Here is a 22351-nt window from a genome sequence, read left to right on the forward strand (position 1 = left end):
TCAAGCCTGCGCCAGCAAAAGTTTAGCCTTGATTAACTGTGATTGACCTTGTCCACTTTCTAATCGTGCATGAGGCAATATCACAGCATAGTCATCTCCCAATAGTTCGCATTGCTCAATTAAACCCATCATAAAACTCAGTTTTTGTTCATGCCCTTGTGCAGGTATTTGTTGATAATCTATTTCTAAATATTGATGATTGGCTTGAGTTTCGAACATTTTAATAAAAAATCCTTGTCCTCTTGCAACCTGTTTCCAAGCTACATTTTGATAGGAATCACCATGTTGAAATGCTCTTAGCTCTTTAAACTCATCTAAGCTGTCTTGAGCATTGGTAGGCTGGCTTTTATGTTCTTTTTGCCAATCGTGAGCTTTGGGAGCAATCCACACCTTATACTTAGGATATAAATAAGTCCATGCACGCACTAAACCGAATGGGTAAGTAGAATAAATTTTTATGGGTGAAAAATCGTATTGTCCTCGAGCATTTGGGTAAAATGGCAACTCAAAAATTTGTTGAGTATGCTCAAAGCAGAAAAAATGTTCTTTGTCTTCACTAATAATTCTGAGATATCGAGTAAAAATACTTTTTTGTTTAAACATTATTTTTAGTGTAAATGAGTTATCCACTTGCCCTATCTCAGGAAAGACAAGCTCTATATCCAGCCGATGTAACTGCTTAAAAGTAAGATAAAAACTAATCCATAAAATTGCACTAATTAAAAAACAAAAACCTAGAATTAGGTTATTTGCGTAGTTAATACCTGCAATAAACGTAATTAAAATTAGCACAAGATATAGAAAACCTTGCCTATATAAAAAGATCAAAATATCTTTTTGTGTAAGTCGCTTCTTTTCATCAATTTGGAATCGTTTTGCAATCCAGTTTTGTAGTGGATGCTTGAATATTTTTTGCATATCCCACTCTCAACTAGAATGCCTCTACCGATTCTAAAATTTTTCTTACTTCATTTTCACCCAAACTGAGACGATGTGAAACTACAGATATAAACACCATCTGCACATCATCTGTAGTTACAAAAGCTCGTCCTTCTACTAATGCATAAGCTTGGGATGCAGCTTTTAATGCCAATACTCCACGTGTTGATAAACCATGACGCTGCTTACGTGTTTCAGCGGCTAAATCTAAAATATAGTTAAGTACAGCATCACTTAAAAAAACTTGTTTAGCGAGTTCACGTAAATGCAAAATATCAGCTTGATTAAATACAGAATCCAATTGATGAATAAGAAGCTGACGTGAACTTTGTTGAAGTAAAAGTTTTTCAGCTTGGCGAGATGGATAGCCCAAAGACAAACGCATTAAAAAACGATCTAGTTGAGACTCAGGCAAAGCATAGGTTCCACTTTGAAAAAGTGGGTTTTGCGTAGCAAGCACCCAAAAAGGCTGAGGTAATTCATAGTGAATACCATCAACTGTAACCGCCCCTTCTTCCATTGCTTCGAGCAACGCGCTTTGCGTTTTAGGGCTACAACGATTAATTTCATCCGCAAGTAAAATTTGAGTAAAGACAGGGCCTTTTTTAAATTCAAAAATATGTTCTTTTTGATTAAAAATATTGATACCAATCACATCACTCGCCAGCATATCATTGGTAAATTGGATTCGTTGAAAATGCAGTCCCGCCAAACGAGCTAAAGCACTGGCTAATGTTGTTTTACCCAAGCCAGGTAAATCTTCAAATAGCACATGACCACCAGCCAGCAAACAAGTCAGTGCAAGTTTAGTTTGTTGCGGCTTATCTAAGATCAGCTCATTAACTTGAATAAGGAAACTTTCTATTTTATGGCTAAAGCTTTTAATATCTTGTTCTAGTTGCTGATTTTGTATTTTTTTTTCTTGAACAGAAGCTTTTTCCATGCCCCACATAATTCTATCCCCAAAATAAAACAGTGTATGCCTCAACATACACTGTTTTGATTTTTTTTCAAAGAAATCAAATAACTTCTAGCAAGGACATTTTTTCATATTCCCGCCTGACGATGGGTAACGCGCATCGACACAGTGACGATAAAAAGTCTTCGCATCCATCGGTGTCAAATCTGGATGATGCTGTTGCATATGTCTGAGATAGTTTTCGTAATCTGGTACTCCAACCATTAGACGGAAACTTTTTTGCAAGTTTTGCCATAGAAGTGCGATACGAGACCAATTTCTTGGTGAGAAAATCAGGTGTTTTTGCGACATAATCGTGAATTTAATAATCTTCACGATTACGGAACCACCTTCTTTCGCAATTTTGAAATCCATGCTTATTCTCCCTTCACGCTATTCGCAGTCATCGGTACATCTGAATAAACAGCAGGTGCCTCATTCACAGTAGGCGTTGAACTTGCTAATGCTTTGCGAATTGCTCCAATAGATGCAATTACCATTACGATAGCAACAATCATAAAGAATCCACACAACACCGCGTTGATTTGATTGGACATCACAATTGTTTGCATCTCTGCTACTGTTTTCGCCGGAGCGAGTAGCTCCCCACGTGCAATCGCATCAGAAAAACGGTTCGCTTGAGCAAGGAAACCAATCTTCGGATTCTCATGGAAGATTTTTTGCCAACCTGCAGTCATAGAAGTGATAAATAAGAAAACTGTTGGGACGATTGTGACCCATACATATTTCTCTTTCTTCATCTTGAATAAAATCACCGTACCCAAGATTAATGCCATTGATGCAAGAATTTGGTTACCAATACCAAAGAGTGGCCATAACGAATTAATACCACCTAGAGGATCAACGACACCTTGATAAACGAAGAAGCCCCAGCCAGCAACCGCAACAAAAGTTCCAACTAAGTTCCCAAAAAAAGAGCTAGATTGTTTAACCGCAGGTACAACTATCCCAACCGTATCTTGCACCATAAAACGACAAGCACGTGTTCCTGCATCCACCGCGGTTAAAATAAATAATGCTTCAAACAGGATCGCGAAGTGATACCAAAAAGCCATCATTGAACGACTATTGAAAATTTCAGAAATGATATGTGCCATACCAATCGCAAAAGTCGGTGCACCGCCTGTGCGAGATAAAATAGAGCTCTCACCTACTTCTTGTGCGAGTACAGTTAACATTTCTGGTGTAACGATAAAACCTAAATTACGAACAGCTTCAGCAGCTGTATCAACCGTTGTACCCAGCACTGCTGCAGGAGCATTGATCGCAAAATAGATTCCTGGATCAAGTACAGTCGCACAAATCATTGCCATAATGCCGACAAAAGATTCCATCAACATTCCACCGTAACCGATCATACGAATATTTACTTCGTTATCGACGAGCTTAGGCGTTGTACCAGAAGAAACTAGCGCATGGAAACCAGAAATAGCACCACAAGCAATCGTAATAAATAGAAATGGAAATAATGTCCCTGCGAAAACAGGTCCTGTACCATCCACAAAATGCGTTACCGCAGGCATTTTCAAATCAGGCATTGCAAATACAATACCGATCGCCAAGCCAGCAATTACACCAATTTTAAGAAATGTTGATAAATAATCACGTGGTGCTAACAGTAACCAAACGGGTAAGACTGATGCAATAAAACCATAAATGATTAATGCCCATGTCAATTGCGTTCCACTTAAGGTAAATAACTGTCCCCAATACGGATCTTTTGCGACATCACCACCAAAAACAATCGCGGCCATCATCAAGACGAAACCAATGATAGAGACTTCTGCAATTTTACCTGGGCGAAGATAACGCATGTACACGCCCATAAATAATGCAATAGGAATCGTTGCAGCAATACTAAATACACCCCAAGGGCTATGAGCTAATGCTTTAACCACAACCAGAGCAAGTACTGCTAGAATAATCACCATCACACCCAATGTACCGAGCATGACGATAACACCAGCAAAAGTACCCAATTCCTGCTTTGCCATTTCACCTAATGAACGACCATCACGACGTGTGGAGATAAACAGCACAAGAAAATCTTGAACTGCACCTGCAATCACAACACCGACGAGCAACCAAATTGTTCCTGGTAAATAACCCATCTGAGCCGCTAGAATTGGTCCCACTAAAGGACCAGCACCAGCAATCGCCGCAAAATGATGCCCAAATAATACGTATTTATTGGTAGGAACATAATCCAAACCATCGTTTAAACGATGAGCTGGGGTTAATCGCCTTGGGTTTAATTCAAAAACCTTGTTTGCGATAAATAAACTGTAGAACCGATATGCAATGCTATATACACAGACAGCAGCGAGAACCAACCAAACTGCATTTACATGCTCACCACGACTCACCGCCAATATCCCAAAAGAAATTGCCCCGATAATGGCAACTAAACTCCATAGAATCTTAGAGGAAAGCGATGTTTTTGCTTGTGTTATCTCCATTCAAAACCTCTCAAATATTTCACTTTTGGTGATTTGGATTTCCATTCCTATATTTTCTTTAGAAAATATCTTCGTGAGTTTATCGTTTATTAAAATAGATTTATCTAATACTTTGGCATAAAAAAAGGGATGATTCTTTATCATCCCTTCGATAATCGTATACTTTATGTTTAACGATTACGCACGCTCTAGGTAGTCACCAGTACGAGTATCTACACGAACGCTTTCTTCTTGCTGAACAAATAATGGAACACGTACCACAGCACCTGTTTCAAGTTTCGCTGGCTTACCGCCACCGCCAGAAGTATCACCACGTACACCTGGATCAGTCTCAACGATTTTGAGCACAACAAAGTTAGGTGGGCTTACAGTTAAAGGTACACCATTAAATAACATGATTGTACATTTTTCATTTGAATCATCTTTTAACCATTTTGCAGCGTCGCCCATTGCTGTTTTATCAGCAGCGATTTGCTCAAAAGTTACAGGATCCATAAAGTTCCACATTTCGCCATCGTTGTAGAGGTATTCCATTTCTACTTCTACAATATCAGCAGCTTCTAAAGAATCACCTGATTTAAATGTTTTTTCTAATACTTTACCAGAGCGAAGGTTACGTAATTTTACGCGGTTAAACGCCTGACCTTTACCTGGTTTTACATATTCATTTTCCATGATTGAACATGGGTTACCATCCAGCATGACCTTAAGGCCAGCTTTAAAATCATTTGTAGAATAATAGGCCATGAAAGGCGCACTCCAACTTAAAACTCAAATCTATTAATGCTAGACTAGGCCAATAGCCTTTAGGCTAACACTATTTTAACGTATGGCATGATAAACTATTTACATCAAGAGAAAAACTGGCAATCACAACTCAGTGATCTAATTACTGATCCTTTAGAGTTGTTAAATCTGCTTGAGTTATCCACTGAACAGTTATTATCAGGGGCAATCCTTGCCTCTGAACAGTTCAAATTACGTGTTCCACGCGCATTCGTCGGAAAAATGAGCATTGGAGATCCTTTTGATCCCTTATTGCTACAAGTTTTACCCCATCATTTAGAACTTGAAGACCATCCAGAATTTGTTACTGACCCACTTGGTGAAGAAGCAGCTAATCAAATGGCTGGAGTTCTACATAAATATCAATCACGTTTTTTACTGACTTTAACGGGTGCATGTGCGATTCATTGTCGTTATTGTTTCCGTCGCCATTTCCCCTATCAAGAAAACCTACCCAAAAATGATGATTGGATTAATATCAAACAGTATATTGAGCAAAATCCTCAAATTAATGAAGTAATTTTGAGTGGCGGAGATCCTCTAACTTTATCAAATCGAAAATTAGCACTTTGGTTGGAACGTCTAGCATCTCTCCCTCAGATTAAGATTCTGAGAATTCATTCACGTGTTCCCGTCGTTATTCCAAATCGAATCGATGAAGAGCTGATTTCTATATTAAAAAACAGTAGGCTACGCATTGTAGTAGTGATACACTCAAATCACGCAGCTGAACTTGACGACTTTACTTGCTCAAAGTTATTACAGTTATCAGAACACCATATTACAGTGCTAAATCAAGCAGTTTTACTCAAAGGTGTGAATGATTCTGCAGAAATTTTGAATAATTTAAGTTTGCGTTTATTTGACGCGCGTGTAATGCCTTATTATCTTCATGTATTAGATAAAGTAAAAGGCGCTCAACATTTTGATTTAAGATCTTCAGAGATAGATCATATATATACTGATGTTTTAGCGAGTTTACCTGGATATCTTGTCCCTAAACTCGTAAGGGAAATTGCGGGCGAAAAAAATAAAACACCGCTTTTTGGGGTTCAAACGTTCTGAGATTGATTACAATGATGGATAATGCATTTTCGGATATTTTTCAAATTCCCACTGTTTTAAGAAGGGATAAACTCAGTTTTTGTGATTCAAACACTAAAAGCTTGAACGAATGGATTTCAACACTTGCCATAATGCAATTGGGTGATACCTCTAAAGCATTATTCTCAGCTTTACTTGAGCTAAGTGAATTAGAATGCTCAGAAACTTTACGTTTTGATTTAACACAGACACTACACCCTACCATCGAAAATGTTTTAGGTAGTCTAGAAAAGAATTTTTTTAATCAAGGTGTCATCACCTCTGATCGTAATGAACACATTATAGAACTAGCAATGCTTTTGCGTTGTTACTTCGCAGCGATTTATATCAATATTGTTCGCCGAAGTAGCGATCAACTTGAGCATCAAAAATTCTCTTTTTTTGCATTAAATCAAAAGAAAAATCTTCAGACTGCAAGAACCTTAGCGACTTTCCAAGCATTGCAACAACTCACTCAACTCCTGTATCAGCAACATATGCTTTATAGTGAACCTGTTGCAGGACAATGGCTGATTGCTCACCAACTGTATGATGCGGCTGTAACTCATAAATATCATCACACCACTTTGGAACAACCAGCAGGTAAACCAAGCCTCAATAATGTTGCTCAAGCTTATGCACAACTTATTTTGCTAGATATCTTTAACACCAATCAAATTCGCCAATCTGAAATTCAAGCTTTATTCCAATGTAGCTTTGACTGGGCGAAAATGCTGCAACTATTACCAAAGGAAACTGAGTTAACCAAATATGTAGTTGATACCAGTAAAGATCACCCACCTATTTATAATAAGAAACAGAGTTCAGGATTTAATCCAAATATTTTCATCAGCACCAATAGTCTTTTAGATCATGTCACTGCAACACTTCACAAAAATGCAGAATATATTTCTAAAAATGAAAAAATCTATTTAACACCTGCGCTGAAGTTCCATGTTCAAACTATTCTTGGCACTACTGCTGAACGACGTCACGAGCGTTATGAGTACTCTGCGCAGTTGCATATTTGTTTTGGATTACTCACCGCTCATTTCTATCTATCTAAAGCAAAGAATTTCGCTGAAACTCTTCAACTTGAACATGGTTATGGATTACAAAGCGAATCTCGCTTTTTGTCATCGTGGGATAAAAAAGAATCTTCTGACAATCAAGAATCTTCCATCCAACGTTTAAGTCGTGAAAGTAAAGCAGTTTATCAAGCAGATATTCTTGATATTAGCGTAAATGGATATCGTATTAAATGGACGACTGAAGCACCTAAAAACCTTCGGACTGGCGAATATATCTTGGTTAAAGAAACCTCACATGGTCATTGGCGAGGAGGTGTTATTCGTTGGCTTAAACAATCCAGTGAAAAAAGCCTTGAACTCGGTTTAGAGGTTTTAGCACAAGATATTTTCCCATGTGCAGTACGTATTCAATCTGACCGCCATTTGAGTAATTACCACCCTGCACTTATTTTAAGAAATCAGAATCTGGATGAAACAAAAACAACAATCATATTACCAGGTTCACAAATTTTCAGAGAACAGCAAGCTGTTCATTTACGATTGGGGAAAGAGGAAGTAAAAGTGTACTTATTAACAGCACAGTTAATTACCCAAAGTTTTGTCCAGTTTGATTTCGAATTGCTCAATGAAGAAGATGAACCTTGTCTTCAAAAATTTATGGCACAAAAGAATATGGATACAAATGATCAAGATTTATGGGAAGCATTGAAGTGAGAAATTCTTTACTCTCTAAAAAGTTAAAACGTACTGAAACACGCTTATTAATTATTGATGATAACCAACTTCGTTATAATCAAATTTTGCAATTATTTTCTGCACAAGAACACCAAGTCCAAGCCTGTCTATTGGATGATTTTAAAACATTTGAAAAGCAACTGAATCTACCTTGGGATATGGTGATTTTTGGTCGGGCTTACGATTTAAAAATCGAACAAACTCTCTCTTTGATTCAAGCATCATCACAGCCTAATTTGCCCGTTTTATTGCTTGAACCAGAAGACTTCGATGCGCAACAATATCAAAACTATATTCACAAAGGCATCTATGATGTTCTTAGTTTAAAATCCCCTGATCATTTTTATATCAGCATCATTCGTGCTTTATCATATAGTCGATTGGTACAAGCTGAACATCGTCTATTGAATGAATTGGAAGCCGCACAAACACAAGCACAATCTTTAGTTGCAGAAACTCATAAAGCGGTCGCAGTATTACAAGAAGGAATTCATTTCAGTGCCAACAAAGAGTATGCGACTCTTTTTGGTTTCGAGAATGAAGATGATTTGATTGGTTTACCATTACTAGATGTTTTACAACCTGAAGATTTGGCTCAATTTAAACTACGCTTCAAGAAGATTTCTCAAGGTCAATTTGAACATGCTCGCTTTGAGATCAAAACACTCAATTCAAATGTAAAAAACAATCCATTACATGTAGAGTTTTTACCATCTGGAAATGATGATGAAATTCAACTCAATATCGAATGTCCTTCTCAAGCCACACAAAAATCCGAACCAACTACAGTCGCGCCTACTGTAACGATTGCTCCAGCAGAAAAACTTTCAAGTTTAAATTCATCTTTACAACAAATTAATCGCCATCTTAACAATCATCCTGCAAATGTAAATGCCTTAGTTTTATTTGGCTTAAATCATTGTCCAAATGAAGTTTTTCAATCTGATTGGCGTGGAACAAAGTCTTATTTTTCAAATATTCAAAATTTCATTAAAGAACAAGTCAACGTCCCAATTCATCAAATTGAAACAGCACTCTATGCTGGCTTAATCCAAGCTGAATCCAAAGAAGTATTAAACTCATTATTGATTGGTTTAAATGGTCTACAAAAACCTCAACTTCTTGTAACAGATAATCACACCTTTCCACTCCAATTAAAATTAGGATATTGTGAGTTAAATCAACCAATTTCAAATGAAACTGCTTTTGAACAATTACTCTCAAAAGCTTTTGCTACACCACTTCCTGTTTTCAATAGTCAAAAGATAGATGCCGATATCGGTCTTACAACCGAACATATTCAAACCTCTCTTAAATTAACCTTATTACAAGAGTTAAAACAGAAACTAGATGCAGGATCGATCCAATTAAAATATCAACAACTATATGATAAGCAGGATCAACATACCCATACCTATGAGGTTACAGCAGGATTTATTCATGATAATCAATGGATTGATTTAAGTGATCTAGCCGATTTAAAAGATGATCCTGAGTTATCTGTACAACTTGACCGCTGGATTCTTGTAGAAGCGTGTAAACAACTACACAACTTTATTACCCAATATCCAAAAGCTAAACTAATCGTTAATTTGAACCATCACATTCTAATTAATGATAAAAAATTACCTGAATTGGTCGCAAAACTTCTTACGATTATTGGAAGCAAACAAGCTCATCCGCTTATTGTTCAATTCTCAGAGTATAGTCTGCAACAAAATCTGTCTCAAGCTCAGCAGCGAGTCGCTCTACTCCGTCAATACGGCGCTGAAGTTTCAATACGCAATTTTGGTGATTCACTTTATAGCGAATCTATTCTTACGCAAATTGATACACAATATTTATGCCTACATAGCAAACTTTCCAAGATGTTAGCTAGCGAGAAAGACATGGCAAAATTACAGGAAAAAATTCTGAATTTCATCGGTATGAAATCTGTAGAAATTTTACTAACTGATTTAAATGACATGAATTTATTCGCAAATGCTTGGAATGTTGAAGCGCGCTTCTTACAAGGCAACTACTTCCAAAAGAAACTTGATCGTTTAACTGACGTACAAGATCAATAGAAATCTAGTAGCCTCTACTTTTACAAAGGAGAGGCTTTAGAGACAACAAAAAACGGGCATATTGCCCGTTTTTTGTTTTTCTTGATATTAACGTTTGATAGAACGCGACATACCAGAGAAACGTTGTTTGAACTTGTCGATACGACCACCAGTATCTACATTCTTTTGTTTACCAGTATAGAATGGGTGGCAAGCTGAACATACGTCAAGATAAAGAGTTTCTTTACCAAGTGCAGAACGAGTTTCGATTACGTTACCGCATGAGCAAGTAGCAACTAATTTTTCGTATTTAGGGTGAATATCGGCGCGCATGGTCGATGCTCCTATTTAGTAAGAAAGGCTTAAGCTGTTATCGCAATTGATCACTCTCAAGATGAGGAAAGCAGAGTTTTAATACTCGCAGATCAATACCACAACAGACCATTTCTTTTGACTCACCGAGACATCTTAGGTCAGAGCAAAGCCAACAAGTGGTGCAGATTATACGCGAATAAATTATATTTTGCGAACTATTCCTGCATTGATTTTGACCAATGATTCGCAATTACCCCACAAACCATCAACTGAATTTGGTGGAAAATCATGATGGGTAATACAATCATCCCCAAAGGCTGCCCAATAAAAAGAATTTGAGCCATTGGAACACCACTCGCTAAAGTTTTTTTAGAACTACAAAAGAAAATCGTAATTTGATCCGCCTGATTGAATCCCAACCATTTAGGCAAATACAATGCAAGTAACATTACTATGGTAAGTAAAACTGAACATGCCAGTGTTAAATAAATCAATGTAATTCCACTTACTTGTTGCCATAGACCAGCGACAACTGCGCTACTAAATGCGCCATAAACAACCATGAGGATTGAACCCTGATCAAAAACCTTTACAACGCTCGGAAATTTACGCATTTGTGGGAAAATAAATGGTCTTAATAATTGACCTAAAATAAATGGCACAAGCAGCAATAATGTAATTTGTACAATTGATTTTGTCGGGTCAAAATCATGTTGACTTTGCCCTAAGATAAAATAGCTGACCAAAATCGGTGTGATAAACATGCCTATAATATTAGAAAAGGAAGCACTGCACACTGCACCCGCTACATTCCCTTTAGCCATAGACGTAAATGCAATCGAAGACTGAACCGTGGAAGGTAAGAAACACATAAACAAGAAGCCCCAATATAACTGTTGCCCAAATACTGGTTCTAAAACAGGTCTCGACAAAAGTCCAATCAATGGGAAAATCAAAAAAGTAAAAATAAAGACTAAAGCATGCATTCTCCAATGCAACATTCCCTCTATGACAGCTTCTCGTGATAATTTTGCACCATGTAAAAAGAAAAGAACGGCTATTGCGACTGTCGTTAAAATATTAAAATAATAAGCAAGCTGACCTGATATGGGTAACAATGTGGCTAATAAGACCATGAGTACCAATAAAATCGTAAAGCGATCTAGTGCTAATAACTTCAACATAATTCTTTCCCTGACCTACCCTCAAAATAATAAAAAAGCCCAATATGATATTGTTGACCATTTGATCAAACCATCATACTGAGCTCTATAAATAAAGCTAGTTTTTAAATAATTAGACCTCAGTCTAACGCATTAAAACTAATTATTTCTTGCATTCTGATCTTGTTGAATAAGTTCAACTTTGTAGCCATCGGGATCTTCAACAAAAGCAATGACCGTCACACCACCTTTCATTGGCCCAGCTTCACGGACGATCTTACCGCCACGAGCTTTAATCTCTTCACATGCTTTATAAGCGTCATCAACACCAATTGCGATATGACCATAAGCATTGCCTAAATCATAACTAGATGTATCCCAATTATGAGTTAATTCAAGAACCGTATTGTTCTGCTCATCACCGTAACCCACAAATGCGAGTGTAAAACGTCCTTCTTCGTAATCACGTTTGCGAAGTAATTGCATACCAAGCACTTCAGTATAGAACTTGAGAGATTGTTCTAAATTACCGACTCGTAGCATTGTATGTAACATGCGCATAGTTATTCACCTGTCTGTTGTGTTGTTTGGTTTCGTTCATGATCACGTAATAATTTCGCAACCCAAACTACTAAAATTAGAATCGGAATACCGATTAAAGTCGTCATTAAAAAGAAATTTGGATAACCAATATTACTCACTATTGTTCCTGAATAACCACCCAATAGTTTTGGCGTTAATGTCATTAAAGAACTAAAAATTGCGTATTGAACCGCTGTAAATGAAACACTGGTTAAACTTGATAAAAAAGCAATGAATGCTGCACCAGCCAATCCAGATGCTAAATTATCCATAATAATCGCCAAATATAACCATAAGGTACTGTAACTTTTAATGACTTTACCAGAAAGTTCAACTGAGCTTTTTTGATCTGGTTGGATTACTTGCACTGGCTGAACATCCATATCTAAAGCGGAATCTGGATGTGTTGCTGTATCAATAAAATAAGGTCTACTTGTAACTAATTCAGTTTGGTTGTTGTTTTTAAAATTAACTGAAGCTTTAACTAACTTTGTTGGAGAGCTTAATAAAACCTTCCCATCAACTGCTCCAGTGAATATTCCATGAGGATCAACTTTAGCAACAATTTCTTTATCGTCAACCATAATGACAACTGGACGCTCTGTGTCTAATGTATCAACATTTACGCCAGCAAGCTGACCTTTAATAACTAAACTTTGCTTTAAGTCATTTGAGCTAAGTTGATCATTACCACTCATTGGTAATAATTGAATCTGAGGCTTTTGTGATGCAATCAAATATGGAACTGTTAATTGAAACTTTGAGTCCGCTTCTTGCTGATATTGACTAGTGACTTGGATATCTTTTGCTTTTAATAACTGTTCACTTGGTACAGATAATTTCCAATACCCCACCTCATCCGTATCTACTTGATAATGCTTATCTGCGATTTGTACCTCAACCTGAGCTAAAGGTTTGCCTGAGTTTACCAAGCCGATAAAAATCAAATTGGTAGAACTGGCTAAAACAGCACCAACAAACATTAACTTCATAATGTTCATTCGCTGTGCCAACAAGCCCCCAAGAAAGCCACCGACAAGGCTAAATAAAACACCATATATTTTTACTGCTTCAGCAATTTGCTCTTTAGTAAAATTCAAGTCCTGATAAAAAACATTTGAAATGACGCCAGCTATAATGTCTGAAATTCTAAAAAAACCAATAAGCAGTAATAATACTAAAGCGAGTTTTAGACCGTAGCGTTTGAAGAAATCAAGAATCGGCGCAACCCATGTTTCTTTCGCCATCTGCTGATTTACGACACCAGCTTTTACTAACCCAGAACCAACCAATAAAGCGACTGCTGTTGCGGTCAAAAAGCGAAGCGCTTCTAAACCAAATAAAGCTGCGGTATCCTTAATCTCAGCCGAAGTGGTGATGTAATTTGTGAGATTACCTGAATAGATATAGCTCACGACAAAACTTGCAACAGCAACAAAAAATACCAATACCAAACGATAATAATCTGTCTTTTTATATTCTTTATAAATTCGATTTACTTGTGGTTCACGAATACTTAGAGTAGTGATGATACCAACACTCATGACTGCTGCCATGGCTAAGTAAGTATACTTCCAAGCTTCGTAGATATAATTTCCCTTGGCAGTTCCCAAGTAAGCCGCAAGAAATAATGCTCCAGCACCAGCAACAATCATTCCGATGCGATAACCTGCATTGTATGTCGATGCTAAGACAGTTTGCATTTCTGTTTCAGCTAACTCGATACGATAGGCATCAATCACAATATCTTGCGTAGCTGCGGAAAAGCCAAGTAATACTGCCCCAACCGCCATTTGAATAATATAACTTTGACCAAGAGCTGGGTCTGAAAATGCCATAATACAAATTGCACATATAATTAAACACTGTGCGATTAACAGCCATGCTCGACGTCGCCCTAATGTGCGTGTTAGAAATGGGACAGGCAACTCATCAATTAATGGTGCCCAAACAAATTTAAAAGAATAGCCTAATGCAGCCCAACTAAAAAAAGTTACTGCACTTTTTTCAATTCCTGCCTCACCTAGCCATAAAGATAAGCTAGAAAAAATGAGTAAAATCGGTATCCCCGCTGAGAAACCTAAAAATAACATAATCAAAGCACGGCGATCTAAAAATGCTTTAAATGCAGATGCCCAACCTGTGGTTTGTGTTGTCATTGGTTATTATTTTCCATGAACATGCCTGAATGTGCCTATTCAATCGTTTCTTGTGTTCGCTTGCAAGTTGCTTTGTGCAACCATTGTTTTGTTTTGTCGATAAAAAACACAAGTTCGCTTGATCTTTAGACCTAAAACTGTATACCTTTAACAGAAGTTATAAATACTTCTAAACATCTGCGAAATCTAACCAAATTGACAACAAATGTTAAATGATGAATCACACCATTTATGTTTGTTCGCAAGTCATGAGATATGTTTAGATGCATCTATAGCTCTAATTTCAATTATCGTTTATTTGTTGGATATCAATAGTGACCCAAAAACTTGATCAAATGACTGCAACCGCACTTTCTTTAACACCAACAAACACAACTACAGCAAATTTAAATACCTTTCCAAGCGCTTTTGACCAGACGGATATACAAGAAACATTAAAAAGAACCTCGCTAGCTTCGGAACAACTCACTCATGTTCCAGACCTAGTCAAAATTCCGAATTCGACGAAACGAATCAAACCGCTCAACAATTTTTTAGGGCAAGATCGAGCACGTGCCTCTGTTGAAGCTGGAATCTCTCTGCCTTATTCAGGTTACAATATTTTTGCTGTCGGAACTGCTGGACTTGGTAAACGGACGATGATCAAACGTTTACTGCAACAGCATGCCAAAACGATGCCAACACCTGATGACTGGGTATATGTTAATAATTTTAAAAATCCTAGACAACCTATCGCACTTCGCTTCCCTGCTGGACAAGGCGTAAAGTTCCAAGCTGCACTTCAACAAACTTGGCAAACCATTCTTAAACAATTAGAACGTCGCTTTAGTGCAGAGACCTATCACAATCGAATTGAACGTATTCGTCAAGACACGGGTGATGTACAACAACAAGCACTGTCCGAATTAACCAAAGAAGGCGCAGAACTCGACTTAAAACTCATTTCAAGAAATGACAAGCATGTTTTCGTGCCGATGCAATTGATCGACAATGAATATCAAGAATTAACACAGCATGATATTGATGCTTTAAGCCAAAAAGAACGTTCTGAACTAAGCTCTAATATCCGCTATATGGAGAAAAAATTAGAGCGTTTAGGCTTACATCTAGGCGATCTTGAAGATGATGCTCGAGATAAAGTTTCACTTTTAAATAGAGATATCGCAGCACAAGTTGTTCTACCTCGCATGGAACAAATTTTAAATAAAAATAAAGACATTAAAGGTTTAGAAGAATATTTAAAGCATTACGCTGAAGATGTTATTGAAAACGTTGAACTGATCTTAGAACAAGAGGAAGATGATTTCACGCCTGCTTTGTTCAATCGCGTTCCTTCAAGATATCAAGCCAATGTCATCATTGCCAATAAACCGAACAGTGGTGCTCCTGTTATTTTTGAAGACTTCCCGACGCATTACAACTTACTTGGGCATGTCGAGCAGCTCACTCACAACGGCACAATTACGACAGATTTTACATTAATTCGTCCAGGCTCATTGCACCATGCAAATGGTGGTTTCCTTATGCTTGAGGCTGAGCAATTGCTGGAACAACCCTACGCTTGGCAAGGTTTAAAACGCGCATTAAAGTCAGGGCAACTCAAACTATCGTCTTTGGAACATATGCTGACATTGACAGGTAGTATTTCGATTGAACCTGCCGCTGTTCCACTAGATATTAAAGTCGTATTACTGGCTGAACCTGAAATTTATTATGAAATTTTAGAAGTAGAACCAGAACTTGGCAGTGTATTTAAAATTCGTGCTGATTTTACAGATACATTACAACGTAATGACAGCAACGAACAAGCATATATGCAGCTTATTGCTGATTATGTTCAAGCAGATAAACTTTTACCTTTTGATCGCTCTGCTCTCGCTGCACTGTTAACTGACTCTAGTCGTCAAGCTGAAGATCAAAGCTCCTTATCGCTTCATGCTTCGACACTGGGTGATTTGATTCGTGAAGCACATCATCACGCTTTTAAGAGTGGTGATAAAATCGTAACAGATCAACATGTCAATCAAGCATTACATCATCGCCAATACCGTTTGGGTTATTTACGAGAGCTTTATTGGCAAGACTTATCACGAGGTACTCAATTAATTGAGACTTCGGGGCATCGCTTAGGTCAAATTAATGCCCTATCTGTTATTCATTATGCTGATGTTGAGTTTGGTCTCCCATCACGTTTAACTGCTTCTGTCTATCAAGGTGGTGGAGATATTCTTGATATTGAGCGAAGTGTAGAACTTGGTGGTTCTCTACACGCAAAAGGCGTACTCCTCATGGCTAGTTTCCTTAAAGCTCATTTTGGTCGTGAACAGATCCTACACTTCTCTGCTGCTCTTGCATTCGAACAAAGTTATGGACAAGTTGATGGTGACAGCGCAACAGTTGCCGAACTTTCTGCTTTAATTTCGGCTATTTGTCAAATCCCAATTGATCAGTCTTGGGCTATCACAGGCTCTATGAACCAACTAGGACAAGTACAACCTATCGGCGGCGTAAATGCCAAAATTGAAGGTTTTTATGATGCTTGTAAATTGCAAGGACTAACAGGTAAGCAAGGCGTAATTATCCCTCGTCAAAACATGCAACATCTAATGCTACGCCAAGAAGTTATTGATGCTGTTAATAGTGGTCAATTCCATGTTCATGCAATTGACACGATTGACCAAGCTTTAGAAATCCTGATGGCCCGTCCTGTTGGAACACTAGACAAAAAAGGTCGATATAGCAAAAACTCAATCTATGCTGCTGTGATGGAACAACTTGAGTATTGGCAAGCGATTGAAGATGGTGAAGCTGTAGAAGATGATGAACCAAAGAAAAAGAAAAAGCGTAAAAAAACCAAAAAAGATGAAGTAGATTCAAAAGCAGCTGAAGAGTCAACCGCACAAGCGAAAAACTTAAAATCGCTGCGTAAACACAAGAAAAAATAAGATGGAAAAAAGCCATGTTCTGATGAGAACATGGCTTTTTTATTTAGGCTACGCCCTGCAAGGAACGCCCACCAGGAAGCTGAGAAAAATATTGTTTTAAGGCGTCTATACAGCGATGGACTTTCATTGGGTATTGTTCACGTTTCGAGGTCAATGCATGTAAGGTATATGCTGGCATATTCCAATCAGGTAATACCTCAACTAAAGACCCATTCACTAACTCTTTTTGGATATCCATATATAGAATACGCGCGATCCCATGCCCTTGCTGGCACAATGATTTTGCAACAAACACGTTATTTGTACTTAAGCGTGTTTTCATATCAATATTTACCACTTCCCCACTTAAACCATGACGAAATGAGAAATGCTGATAATTTTGCATTAAAGTCACAGGCAACAATTCATGATGACGTAAATCTTCTGGTCTCGAAATCGGAGGGGCTTGGTTTAGATAACTTGGTGAAGCAACAAGCACCTGATCAACTCGTGCTAATGGCACTGCTGTTAACTGATGATCATCGATTTTGAGGCTCATGCGTATTGCAATATCAATTCGCTCTTCAATTAAATCAATATAACGGTGATCGGCTTCAAAATGGATTGCAAGTGCTTTGTGTGCAGACATCCAGTGAGAAAGCGCTGGAATAACATGAAGCGCACCGAGTTCTGGTGTCGTTGCAATACGCAAGTCACCGACTAAATCATCGCGCAATTCATTGATGCGAATTTTGCCACGCTCTGCTGCTGCAAGCATTTCTTGACAGCTTAAAAAGAATGCTTGACCCGCTTCTGTAAGGCTTAATTTTCGTGTAGAACGATGAAGCAAAGTCACATCCATATCTTGTTCTAAAGAACGGATTTGTTGACTGACTGCGCTTGTTGTAATTCCCAGCTCTCTAGCAGCACCGCTAAATGAACTTTTTTCAACAACGCACGCAAAAACCCCCATTGCACGCAACTGATCTAGCATAGACTTCCCTCTCAAATTATTAATATGCTTATTGTTCTAATTAAAGCAATCAATATGAGTATACAGAGAAGTCTACTCCTAGACTAGAGATTCTTAACAATTTGTTGAAAGTTTGTTAAACAAATAATGATGTATATTTAGTTAGGTAAAACAGTGGTTGGATTAACAGGTTTACCATCTAATCTAACTTGGAATTCCAGCATGACTCTAGTCGCTCCTGTAGAACCCATTTCAGCAATCTTTTGACCAGCCGTCACATTCTCACCGCTTTTCACCAACATTTTACTGTTATGTGCATAAGCAGTAATGTAACCATCAATATGCTTGATCAGAACCAAGTTACCGTATTCTTTTAGACCATCCGCTGCATATACAACTTGACCATTTGCTGCTGCATATACTGGATCACCCTCATTTCCACCATAACGAGTCCCTTTGACATTACCTGCCAAATTAAAACCTTGAATCACAGGACCGTTGCTAGGTTTTACCCAGCGTAGACCCGATGCCAAAGTTGAAGCAGTTGGTGGATTGACAGGTGTTGGCGTAATAACAGGTGTTTTTGGTACAACTGGCTGTTGAGTCGGTAAATTAATCGTTTGACGTTGGATAGGAGTTGCTTGAGTAATCGCCTGCGTCGAGGTAGTACGCTGACTGACTGAGCCTTTAAGTCTTAGTGACTGATTCACATAAATTCGATACGGAGCTGCAATATCATTCAGTGCAGCAATATCTAAGTAGTTCAAACCATAGCGGTTTGCGATCCCACTCAGTGTATCCCCTGAACGCACTGTATAGTAATTAGGTGCATTCACGTAGCGTGCACCACCTTTGTATTGTGGTTTAGATGCACACCCCGTCACAATTACTGTCGTTGCTACTGATAAAGACAATAGGATTGTTTTAATCATTTTCTTTGTTAGAAAAATCGAGACTTGGTTTGAATGCATCTTCACCCTCATCGAAACCTGAATTATATTTGCGCCTAAGAGTATCAAAAAAGTGAAAAAAAACGAGTTCTCACTTTCTATATTCACAAAGTTATAACATAGCAACCGCTAACCATTAACAAGAACATGTAAATTATCTAAAATCGCGTAGTTCGTTGCATCCATTTGAATTGGAGTAACACTGACATAACCATTCGACACTGCAAAAAAATCTGATTGAATATTGCTAGAAACAGCCTGAGGATCAGTTACTGCCTCTCCAGCTAATCCAATCCAATAAACTTGTCTTCCTCGAGGGTCAACATGACTACTTACAGGTTTAGATTGCGCTCTTCGCCCTTGATACGTCACTTTTGTACCTTGGATTTGAGCCACATCTGGAATATTAATATTAAAAATATGACGAGGTGGTAAAATAGGCAATCCATTTGCAATAAAGTCATGGACCCATTGTGCTGCTTGCGCATAATGCAGAGGGTGTTCATATGATCGAACATTTGAACCTGCCAAAGAAACAGCAATCGCAGGATGTTTCATTAACCGTCCTTCAAATGCAGCTCCTACCGTACCTGAGTACAATACATCATCACCAAGATTTGCACCGCTATTGATACCACTCACAACCAGATCAAATTCAAAATCAAATAGACCATTCATTGACAAATAAACACAGTCCGCAGGCGTTCCATTCACTGCCCAGACGTCTTCAGAGATTTGAACTGGTCGCAAAGGACGATCTAATGTCAAAGCACTAGAATAACCACTCCGCTCACTTTCAGGTGCAACCACAACCACTCGACCTAATGGCTTTAAGGCCTGCGCTAAAGCTTGTAGCCCTGGGGCAAAAACACCATCATCATTTGCAATTAAAATATTCACTAAATTCCAGTCTCTTCAAATATTACTAGGGAGTTTTTTCAATTGAATTATTCATAGAATTATATATATTTATAACTTCTTAGTATTAGAAATTTACATTGCCATGAGACATTTATCTAATTTTATTCGATTTTTTGGGGTGAGTTTCACACTTGTAGCAGCATCTGTAGCATTTGCTGACGAAGCGGTTTCAGTCAAAGAAGCAGATGCATTAATCAAAGATGATATTGCAAATGCACAAGTACTTATCGAAATGTGTCCAAACCTCATCGGTAAGAATGCAAAATTTGACCAAAATATCAAAAAGATGGTCGGTTCTTATTTAAGTAACTACTCGGACAAGACTGCATCTATAGACAGCTTACAAAAAGATGTTGAATTTCAAAGTCTGCTCAAAGATGCACGTTCTGCTGCAACAGAAGTTGAGAAATCAGAACAAAAATCAGTATGTGAAGATGTCCTTAATTTCGAAGAATAAGTTTTGATATAGGTAAATGTGGTTTTATTTCTCAGATTTAAGATCACATTTTCTCCATTGTTTCTACAGCAAAGATACAAATTTCAATCTCAGTTATGCTATAAGTTATTCAAATTCTTTAAGTCTTGTTTTTGAGTTTGATTTCTTATGACTAAAAATGTTTTAAAAACACTGGGTTTATCATTTCTCTTAGCGTCTACTGCATTTTCTGCAACCACTTATGCAGCAGAAAAAAAATCAGAAACCGAAAAAATTGAAGTTACTCCGACCTCAGAAAATGTCACTCAACAAGAGTTAGCTGCAATTTATGTGCTTTCTGAAATTTGCCCTCCATTAATCGGCAAAGATCTTAAATTTAATAAAGCCTACGACAATCTTGTTAAAGCCTATTTAGATAATGATCCAAAAGCTGTTGATGTACTCAATAAGCGCGCAAAAAGTAAAGATTTTCAGGCTGCTTTGACAGAAGCACGTAATGATGCAAAAGCCGCATCTGATGAAGATAATCGCCAAATTTGCGACGATGTTCGAAATTATTATTCTAAGTAACCGATTCGTTACAATACTGTGTTAAAAAGCCGACTTCCCCCATAGAAGTCGGCTTTGCTTTGTCCTAAAATGCTAGGCTCTTCTGCTTCACACAAGATATTGGAACGATCTAGAATGAATCAAAAAAGCGCTCTTGCTGCATTATTACTTTTGCCAAGCTTTTCATATGCAGCAACTGTCCTATCTGCTCCACCAGAACTAAATAATAAATCCTATGTATTAATGGATTATGAGACAGGACAGATTCTCGCTGCAAAAAATGAAAATGAAAAACTTGCACCTGCTTCAATGACTAAAATGATGACAAGCTACATCATTGAGCAGAAACTTTTGAAGGGGGAATTGACTGAAAACGAACAAGTACGCATGAATGAATCTGCGTGGTGTCGTGGAAGTAGTACAGAATCATGTATGTATGTACCGCTTAATGGAACAGCAACTGTTCTAGAAATGCTTCGCGGTATTATCATCCAATCAGGTAATGATGCTTCTAAAGCAATGGCTGAACATATTGCGGGCAATGAAGGTACATTCGCCCACATGATGAACCAAGAAGCTAAACGCGTTGGAATGGTAAATACACACTTTATCAACTCAACAGGTATGCCTGCTGATGGTCATTACTCAACTGCAAAAGATATGGCAGTTCTTGCTCAGCATATTATTAAAGATAGCTCAAAGTATTACCCAATTTACTCTGAAAAAGAATTTACATTTAACGGTATCAAACAAGGTAACCGTAATGCCCTTCTCTATACAGACCCAAGTGTAGATGGTTTAAAAACAGGTCATACTGAAGAAGCTGGTTACTGCTTAACCACCTCGAGCAAACGTGGCCCTATGCGTTTGATTTCTGTGATTTTTGGTACACCAAGCATGAATGAACGTGCGAGCCAAACTCGTACATTATTAGCTTGGGGTTTTGCAAACTTTGAAACTGCTAATGTTCAACCAGCAAATCAAGTTTTAGCAAAAGCAAAAGTATGGTTTGGTAAAGAAGATGAAGTTCAAATCGGTTTGGCTGAAAACTTCAACGTAACTATGCCTAAAGGTCAAGCTGACAAAATCAAAACTCAAATCGTCGTTCAACCAAAACTGAATGCACCTTTGGCTAAAGGTCAAGTTGTAGGTAAATTAGTTGCGAGTCTTGATGGAAAAGTGATTGCTGAAAAACCACTAGTTGCATTAAAACCTGTTGAAGAAGCAGGCTTCTTTGCTCGTATGATCGACCATATCAAACAGTTCCTTAGCAACTTATTCTAATTCTTAGAGTAAACAAGCTAATCAAGCATTCATGC

Annotated in this window: 19 protein-coding genes; 7 read left to right on the forward strand and 12 right to left on the reverse strand. The window is 37.8% G+C overall.

The window, feature by feature from the left end:
- From MKL32_RS03960 to efp, 5 genes are all read right to left on the reverse strand, one after another.
- Positions 1-918: a DUF58 domain-containing protein gene (locus MKL32_RS03960; RefSeq protein WP_270900243.1), complete on the reverse strand. Its 918-nt coding sequence runs from the start codon at positions 916-918 to the stop codon at positions 1-3.
- A gap of 13 nt (positions 919-931) precedes the next feature.
- Positions 932-1891, reverse strand: a complete 960-nt coding sequence (locus MKL32_RS03965; protein WP_004913090.1) for an AAA family ATPase — start codon at positions 1889-1891, stop codon at positions 932-934.
- Between the two features lie 78 nt (positions 1892-1969).
- Entirely contained in the window at positions 1970-2272 is a 303-nt protein-coding gene (locus MKL32_RS03970) for a YbdD/YjiX family protein (protein WP_126132172.1), read from the reverse strand.
- 2 nt (positions 2273-2274) lie between these two features.
- Positions 2275-4377 carry a carbon starvation CstA family protein gene (locus MKL32_RS03975; protein ID WP_004913096.1) on the reverse strand — a complete coding sequence of 701 codons (2103 nt, stop codon included), beginning with the start codon at positions 4375-4377 and terminating at the stop codon, positions 2275-2277.
- A gap of 177 nt (positions 4378-4554) precedes the next feature.
- Complete coding sequence (gene efp / locus MKL32_RS03980) at positions 4555-5124, reverse strand: elongation factor P (protein WP_004913097.1); 570 nt, start codon at positions 5122-5124, stop codon at positions 4555-4557.
- Between the two features lie 87 nt (positions 5125-5211).
- Between efp and epmB the strand changes: the two genes are divergently transcribed.
- Genes epmB through MKL32_RS03995 form a run of 3 tightly spaced genes read left to right on the forward strand, consistent with a single transcriptional unit; the run spans position 5212 to position 10081 of the window.
- Positions 5212-6228: an EF-P beta-lysylation protein EpmB gene (gene epmB / locus MKL32_RS03985; protein WP_004913100.1), complete on the forward strand. Its 1017-nt coding sequence runs from the start codon at positions 5212-5214 to the stop codon at positions 6226-6228.
- 11 nt (positions 6229-6239) lie between these two features.
- Complete coding sequence (locus MKL32_RS03990) at positions 6240-7991, forward strand: GTPase (RefSeq protein ID WP_204378996.1); 1752 nt, start codon at positions 6240-6242, stop codon at positions 7989-7991.
- Entirely contained in the window at positions 7973-10081 is a 2109-nt protein-coding gene (locus tag MKL32_RS03995; RefSeq protein ID WP_075696320.1) for an EAL domain-containing protein, read from the forward strand. Before MKL32_RS03990 ends, MKL32_RS03995 begins: the two co-directional genes overlap by 19 nt.
- Before the next feature lie 87 nt (positions 10082-10168).
- Here MKL32_RS03995 and rpmE read toward each other — a convergent pair whose 3' ends face one another.
- The 4 genes from rpmE to MKL32_RS04015 all read right to left on the reverse strand — a co-directional run bounded on the left by rpmE (position 10169) and on the right by MKL32_RS04015 (position 14279).
- Positions 10169-10393 (reverse strand): 50S ribosomal protein L31, encoded by a 225-nt coding sequence (gene rpmE, locus MKL32_RS04000; RefSeq protein WP_004662919.1) that lies wholly within the window; start codon positions 10391-10393, stop codon positions 10169-10171.
- Between the two features lie 197 nt (positions 10394-10590).
- On the reverse strand, positions 10591-11559 hold the full coding sequence (locus tag MKL32_RS04005; RefSeq protein ID WP_126132175.1) for a bile acid:sodium symporter family protein: 969 nt from the start codon (positions 11557-11559) through the stop codon (positions 10591-10593).
- A 138-nt stretch (positions 11560-11697) separates the two neighbouring features.
- Complete coding sequence (gene gloA / locus MKL32_RS04010; protein ID WP_004953337.1) at positions 11698-12099, reverse strand: lactoylglutathione lyase; 402 nt, start codon at positions 12097-12099, stop codon at positions 11698-11700.
- A gap of 2 nt (positions 12100-12101) precedes the next feature.
- A complete protein-coding gene (locus MKL32_RS04015) occupies positions 12102-14279 on the reverse strand; it encodes an AmpG family muropeptide MFS transporter (RefSeq protein ID WP_126132176.1) in 2178 nt (725 codons plus the stop codon).
- Between the two features lie 314 nt (positions 14280-14593).
- On the opposite strand from MKL32_RS04015, the gene MKL32_RS04020 reads away from it, so the two are divergent.
- The gene (locus MKL32_RS04020) at positions 14594-17224 is read left to right on the forward strand and encodes a Lon protease family protein (RefSeq protein WP_270900244.1); all 2631 of its coding nucleotides are present in this window, start codon (positions 14594-14596) and stop codon (positions 17222-17224) included.
- A 43-nt stretch (positions 17225-17267) separates the two neighbouring features.
- On the opposite strand, the gene MKL32_RS04025 is transcribed toward MKL32_RS04020, so the two are convergent.
- The 3 genes from MKL32_RS04025 to surE form a co-directional block, all read right to left on the reverse strand.
- Positions 17268-18197 (reverse strand): LysR family transcriptional regulator, encoded by a 930-nt coding sequence (locus MKL32_RS04025; RefSeq protein ID WP_126132178.1) that lies wholly within the window; start codon positions 18195-18197, stop codon positions 17268-17270.
- Between the two features lie 137 nt (positions 18198-18334).
- On the reverse strand, positions 18335-19147 hold the full coding sequence (locus tag MKL32_RS04030; RefSeq protein WP_126132179.1) for a peptidoglycan DD-metalloendopeptidase family protein: 813 nt from the start codon (positions 19145-19147) through the stop codon (positions 18335-18337).
- A gap of 108 nt (positions 19148-19255) precedes the next feature.
- Positions 19256-20026: a 5'/3'-nucleotidase SurE gene (gene surE, locus MKL32_RS04035; protein WP_004959475.1), complete on the reverse strand. Its 771-nt coding sequence runs from the start codon at positions 20024-20026 to the stop codon at positions 19256-19258.
- A 103-nt stretch (positions 20027-20129) separates the two neighbouring features.
- Between surE and MKL32_RS04040 the strand changes: the two genes are divergently transcribed.
- From MKL32_RS04040 to dacC, 3 genes are all read left to right on the forward strand, one after another.
- The gene (locus tag MKL32_RS04040) at positions 20130-20504 is read left to right on the forward strand and encodes an MCR_0457 family protein (protein ID WP_004959478.1); all 375 of its coding nucleotides are present in this window, start codon (positions 20130-20132) and stop codon (positions 20502-20504) included.
- A gap of 147 nt (positions 20505-20651) precedes the next feature.
- Positions 20652-21053, forward strand: a complete 402-nt coding sequence (locus MKL32_RS04045; protein ID WP_004959481.1) for an MCR_0457 family protein — start codon at positions 20652-20654, stop codon at positions 21051-21053.
- A 114-nt stretch (positions 21054-21167) separates the two neighbouring features.
- The gene (gene dacC / locus MKL32_RS04050) at positions 21168-22316 is read left to right on the forward strand and encodes a D-alanyl-D-alanine carboxypeptidase PBP5/6 (protein WP_004913142.1); all 1149 of its coding nucleotides are present in this window, start codon (positions 21168-21170) and stop codon (positions 22314-22316) included.
- The last annotated feature ends 35 nt before the right edge of the window (positions 22317-22351 follow it).

Source organism: Acinetobacter sp. AOR34_HL (assembly GCF_027854795.1).
In the GTDB taxonomy this organism is placed as follows: Bacteria; Pseudomonadota; Gammaproteobacteria; order Pseudomonadales; family Moraxellaceae; genus Acinetobacter; species Acinetobacter junii.

Coding starts and splice junctions, on each gene's coding strand:
- MKL32_RS03960 (WP_270900243.1), bottom strand. CDS start 918: ATGCAAAAAATATTCAAGCATCCACTACAAAACTGGATTGCAAAACGA.
- MKL32_RS03965 (WP_004913090.1), bottom strand. CDS start 1,891: ATGTGGGGCATGGAAAAAGCTTCTGTTCAAGAAAAAAAAATACAAAAT.
- MKL32_RS03970 (WP_126132172.1), bottom strand. CDS start 2,272: ATGGATTTCAAAATTGCGAAAGAAGGTGGTTCCGTAATCGTGAAGATT.
- MKL32_RS03975 (WP_004913096.1), bottom strand. CDS start 4,377: ATGGAGATAACACAAGCAAAAACATCGCTTTCCTCTAAGATTCTATGG.
- efp (WP_004913097.1), bottom strand. CDS start 5,124: ATGGCCTATTATTCTACAAATGATTTTAAAGCTGGCCTTAAGGTCATG.
- epmB (WP_004913100.1), top strand. CDS start 5,212: ATGATAAACTATTTACATCAAGAGAAAAACTGGCAATCACAACTCAGT.
- MKL32_RS03990 (WP_204378996.1), top strand. CDS start 6,240: ATGATGGATAATGCATTTTCGGATATTTTTCAAATTCCCACTGTTTTA.
- MKL32_RS03995 (WP_075696320.1), top strand. CDS start 7,973: ATGGGAAGCATTGAAGTGAGAAATTCTTTACTCTCTAAAAAGTTAAAA.
- rpmE (WP_004662919.1), bottom strand. CDS start 10,393: ATGCGCGCCGATATTCACCCTAAATACGAAAAATTAGTTGCTACTTGC.
- MKL32_RS04005 (WP_126132175.1), bottom strand. CDS start 11,559: ATGTTGAAGTTATTAGCACTAGATCGCTTTACGATTTTATTGGTACTC.
- gloA (WP_004953337.1), bottom strand. CDS start 12,099: ATGCGCATGTTACATACAATGCTACGAGTCGGTAATTTAGAACAATCT.
- MKL32_RS04015 (WP_126132176.1), bottom strand. CDS start 14,279: ATGACAACACAAACCACAGGTTGGGCATCTGCATTTAAAGCATTTTTA.
- MKL32_RS04025 (WP_126132178.1), bottom strand. CDS start 18,197: ATGCTAGATCAGTTGCGTGCAATGGGGGTTTTTGCGTGCGTTGTTGAA.
- MKL32_RS04030 (WP_126132179.1), bottom strand. CDS start 19,147: ATGCATTCAAACCAAGTCTCGATTTTTCTAACAAAGAAAATGATTAAA.
- MKL32_RS04040 (WP_004959478.1), top strand. CDS start 20,130: ATGAGACATTTATCTAATTTTATTCGATTTTTTGGGGTGAGTTTCACA.
- MKL32_RS04045 (WP_004959481.1), top strand. CDS start 20,652: ATGACTAAAAATGTTTTAAAAACACTGGGTTTATCATTTCTCTTAGCG.
- dacC (WP_004913142.1), top strand. CDS start 21,168: ATGAATCAAAAAAGCGCTCTTGCTGCATTATTACTTTTGCCAAGCTTT.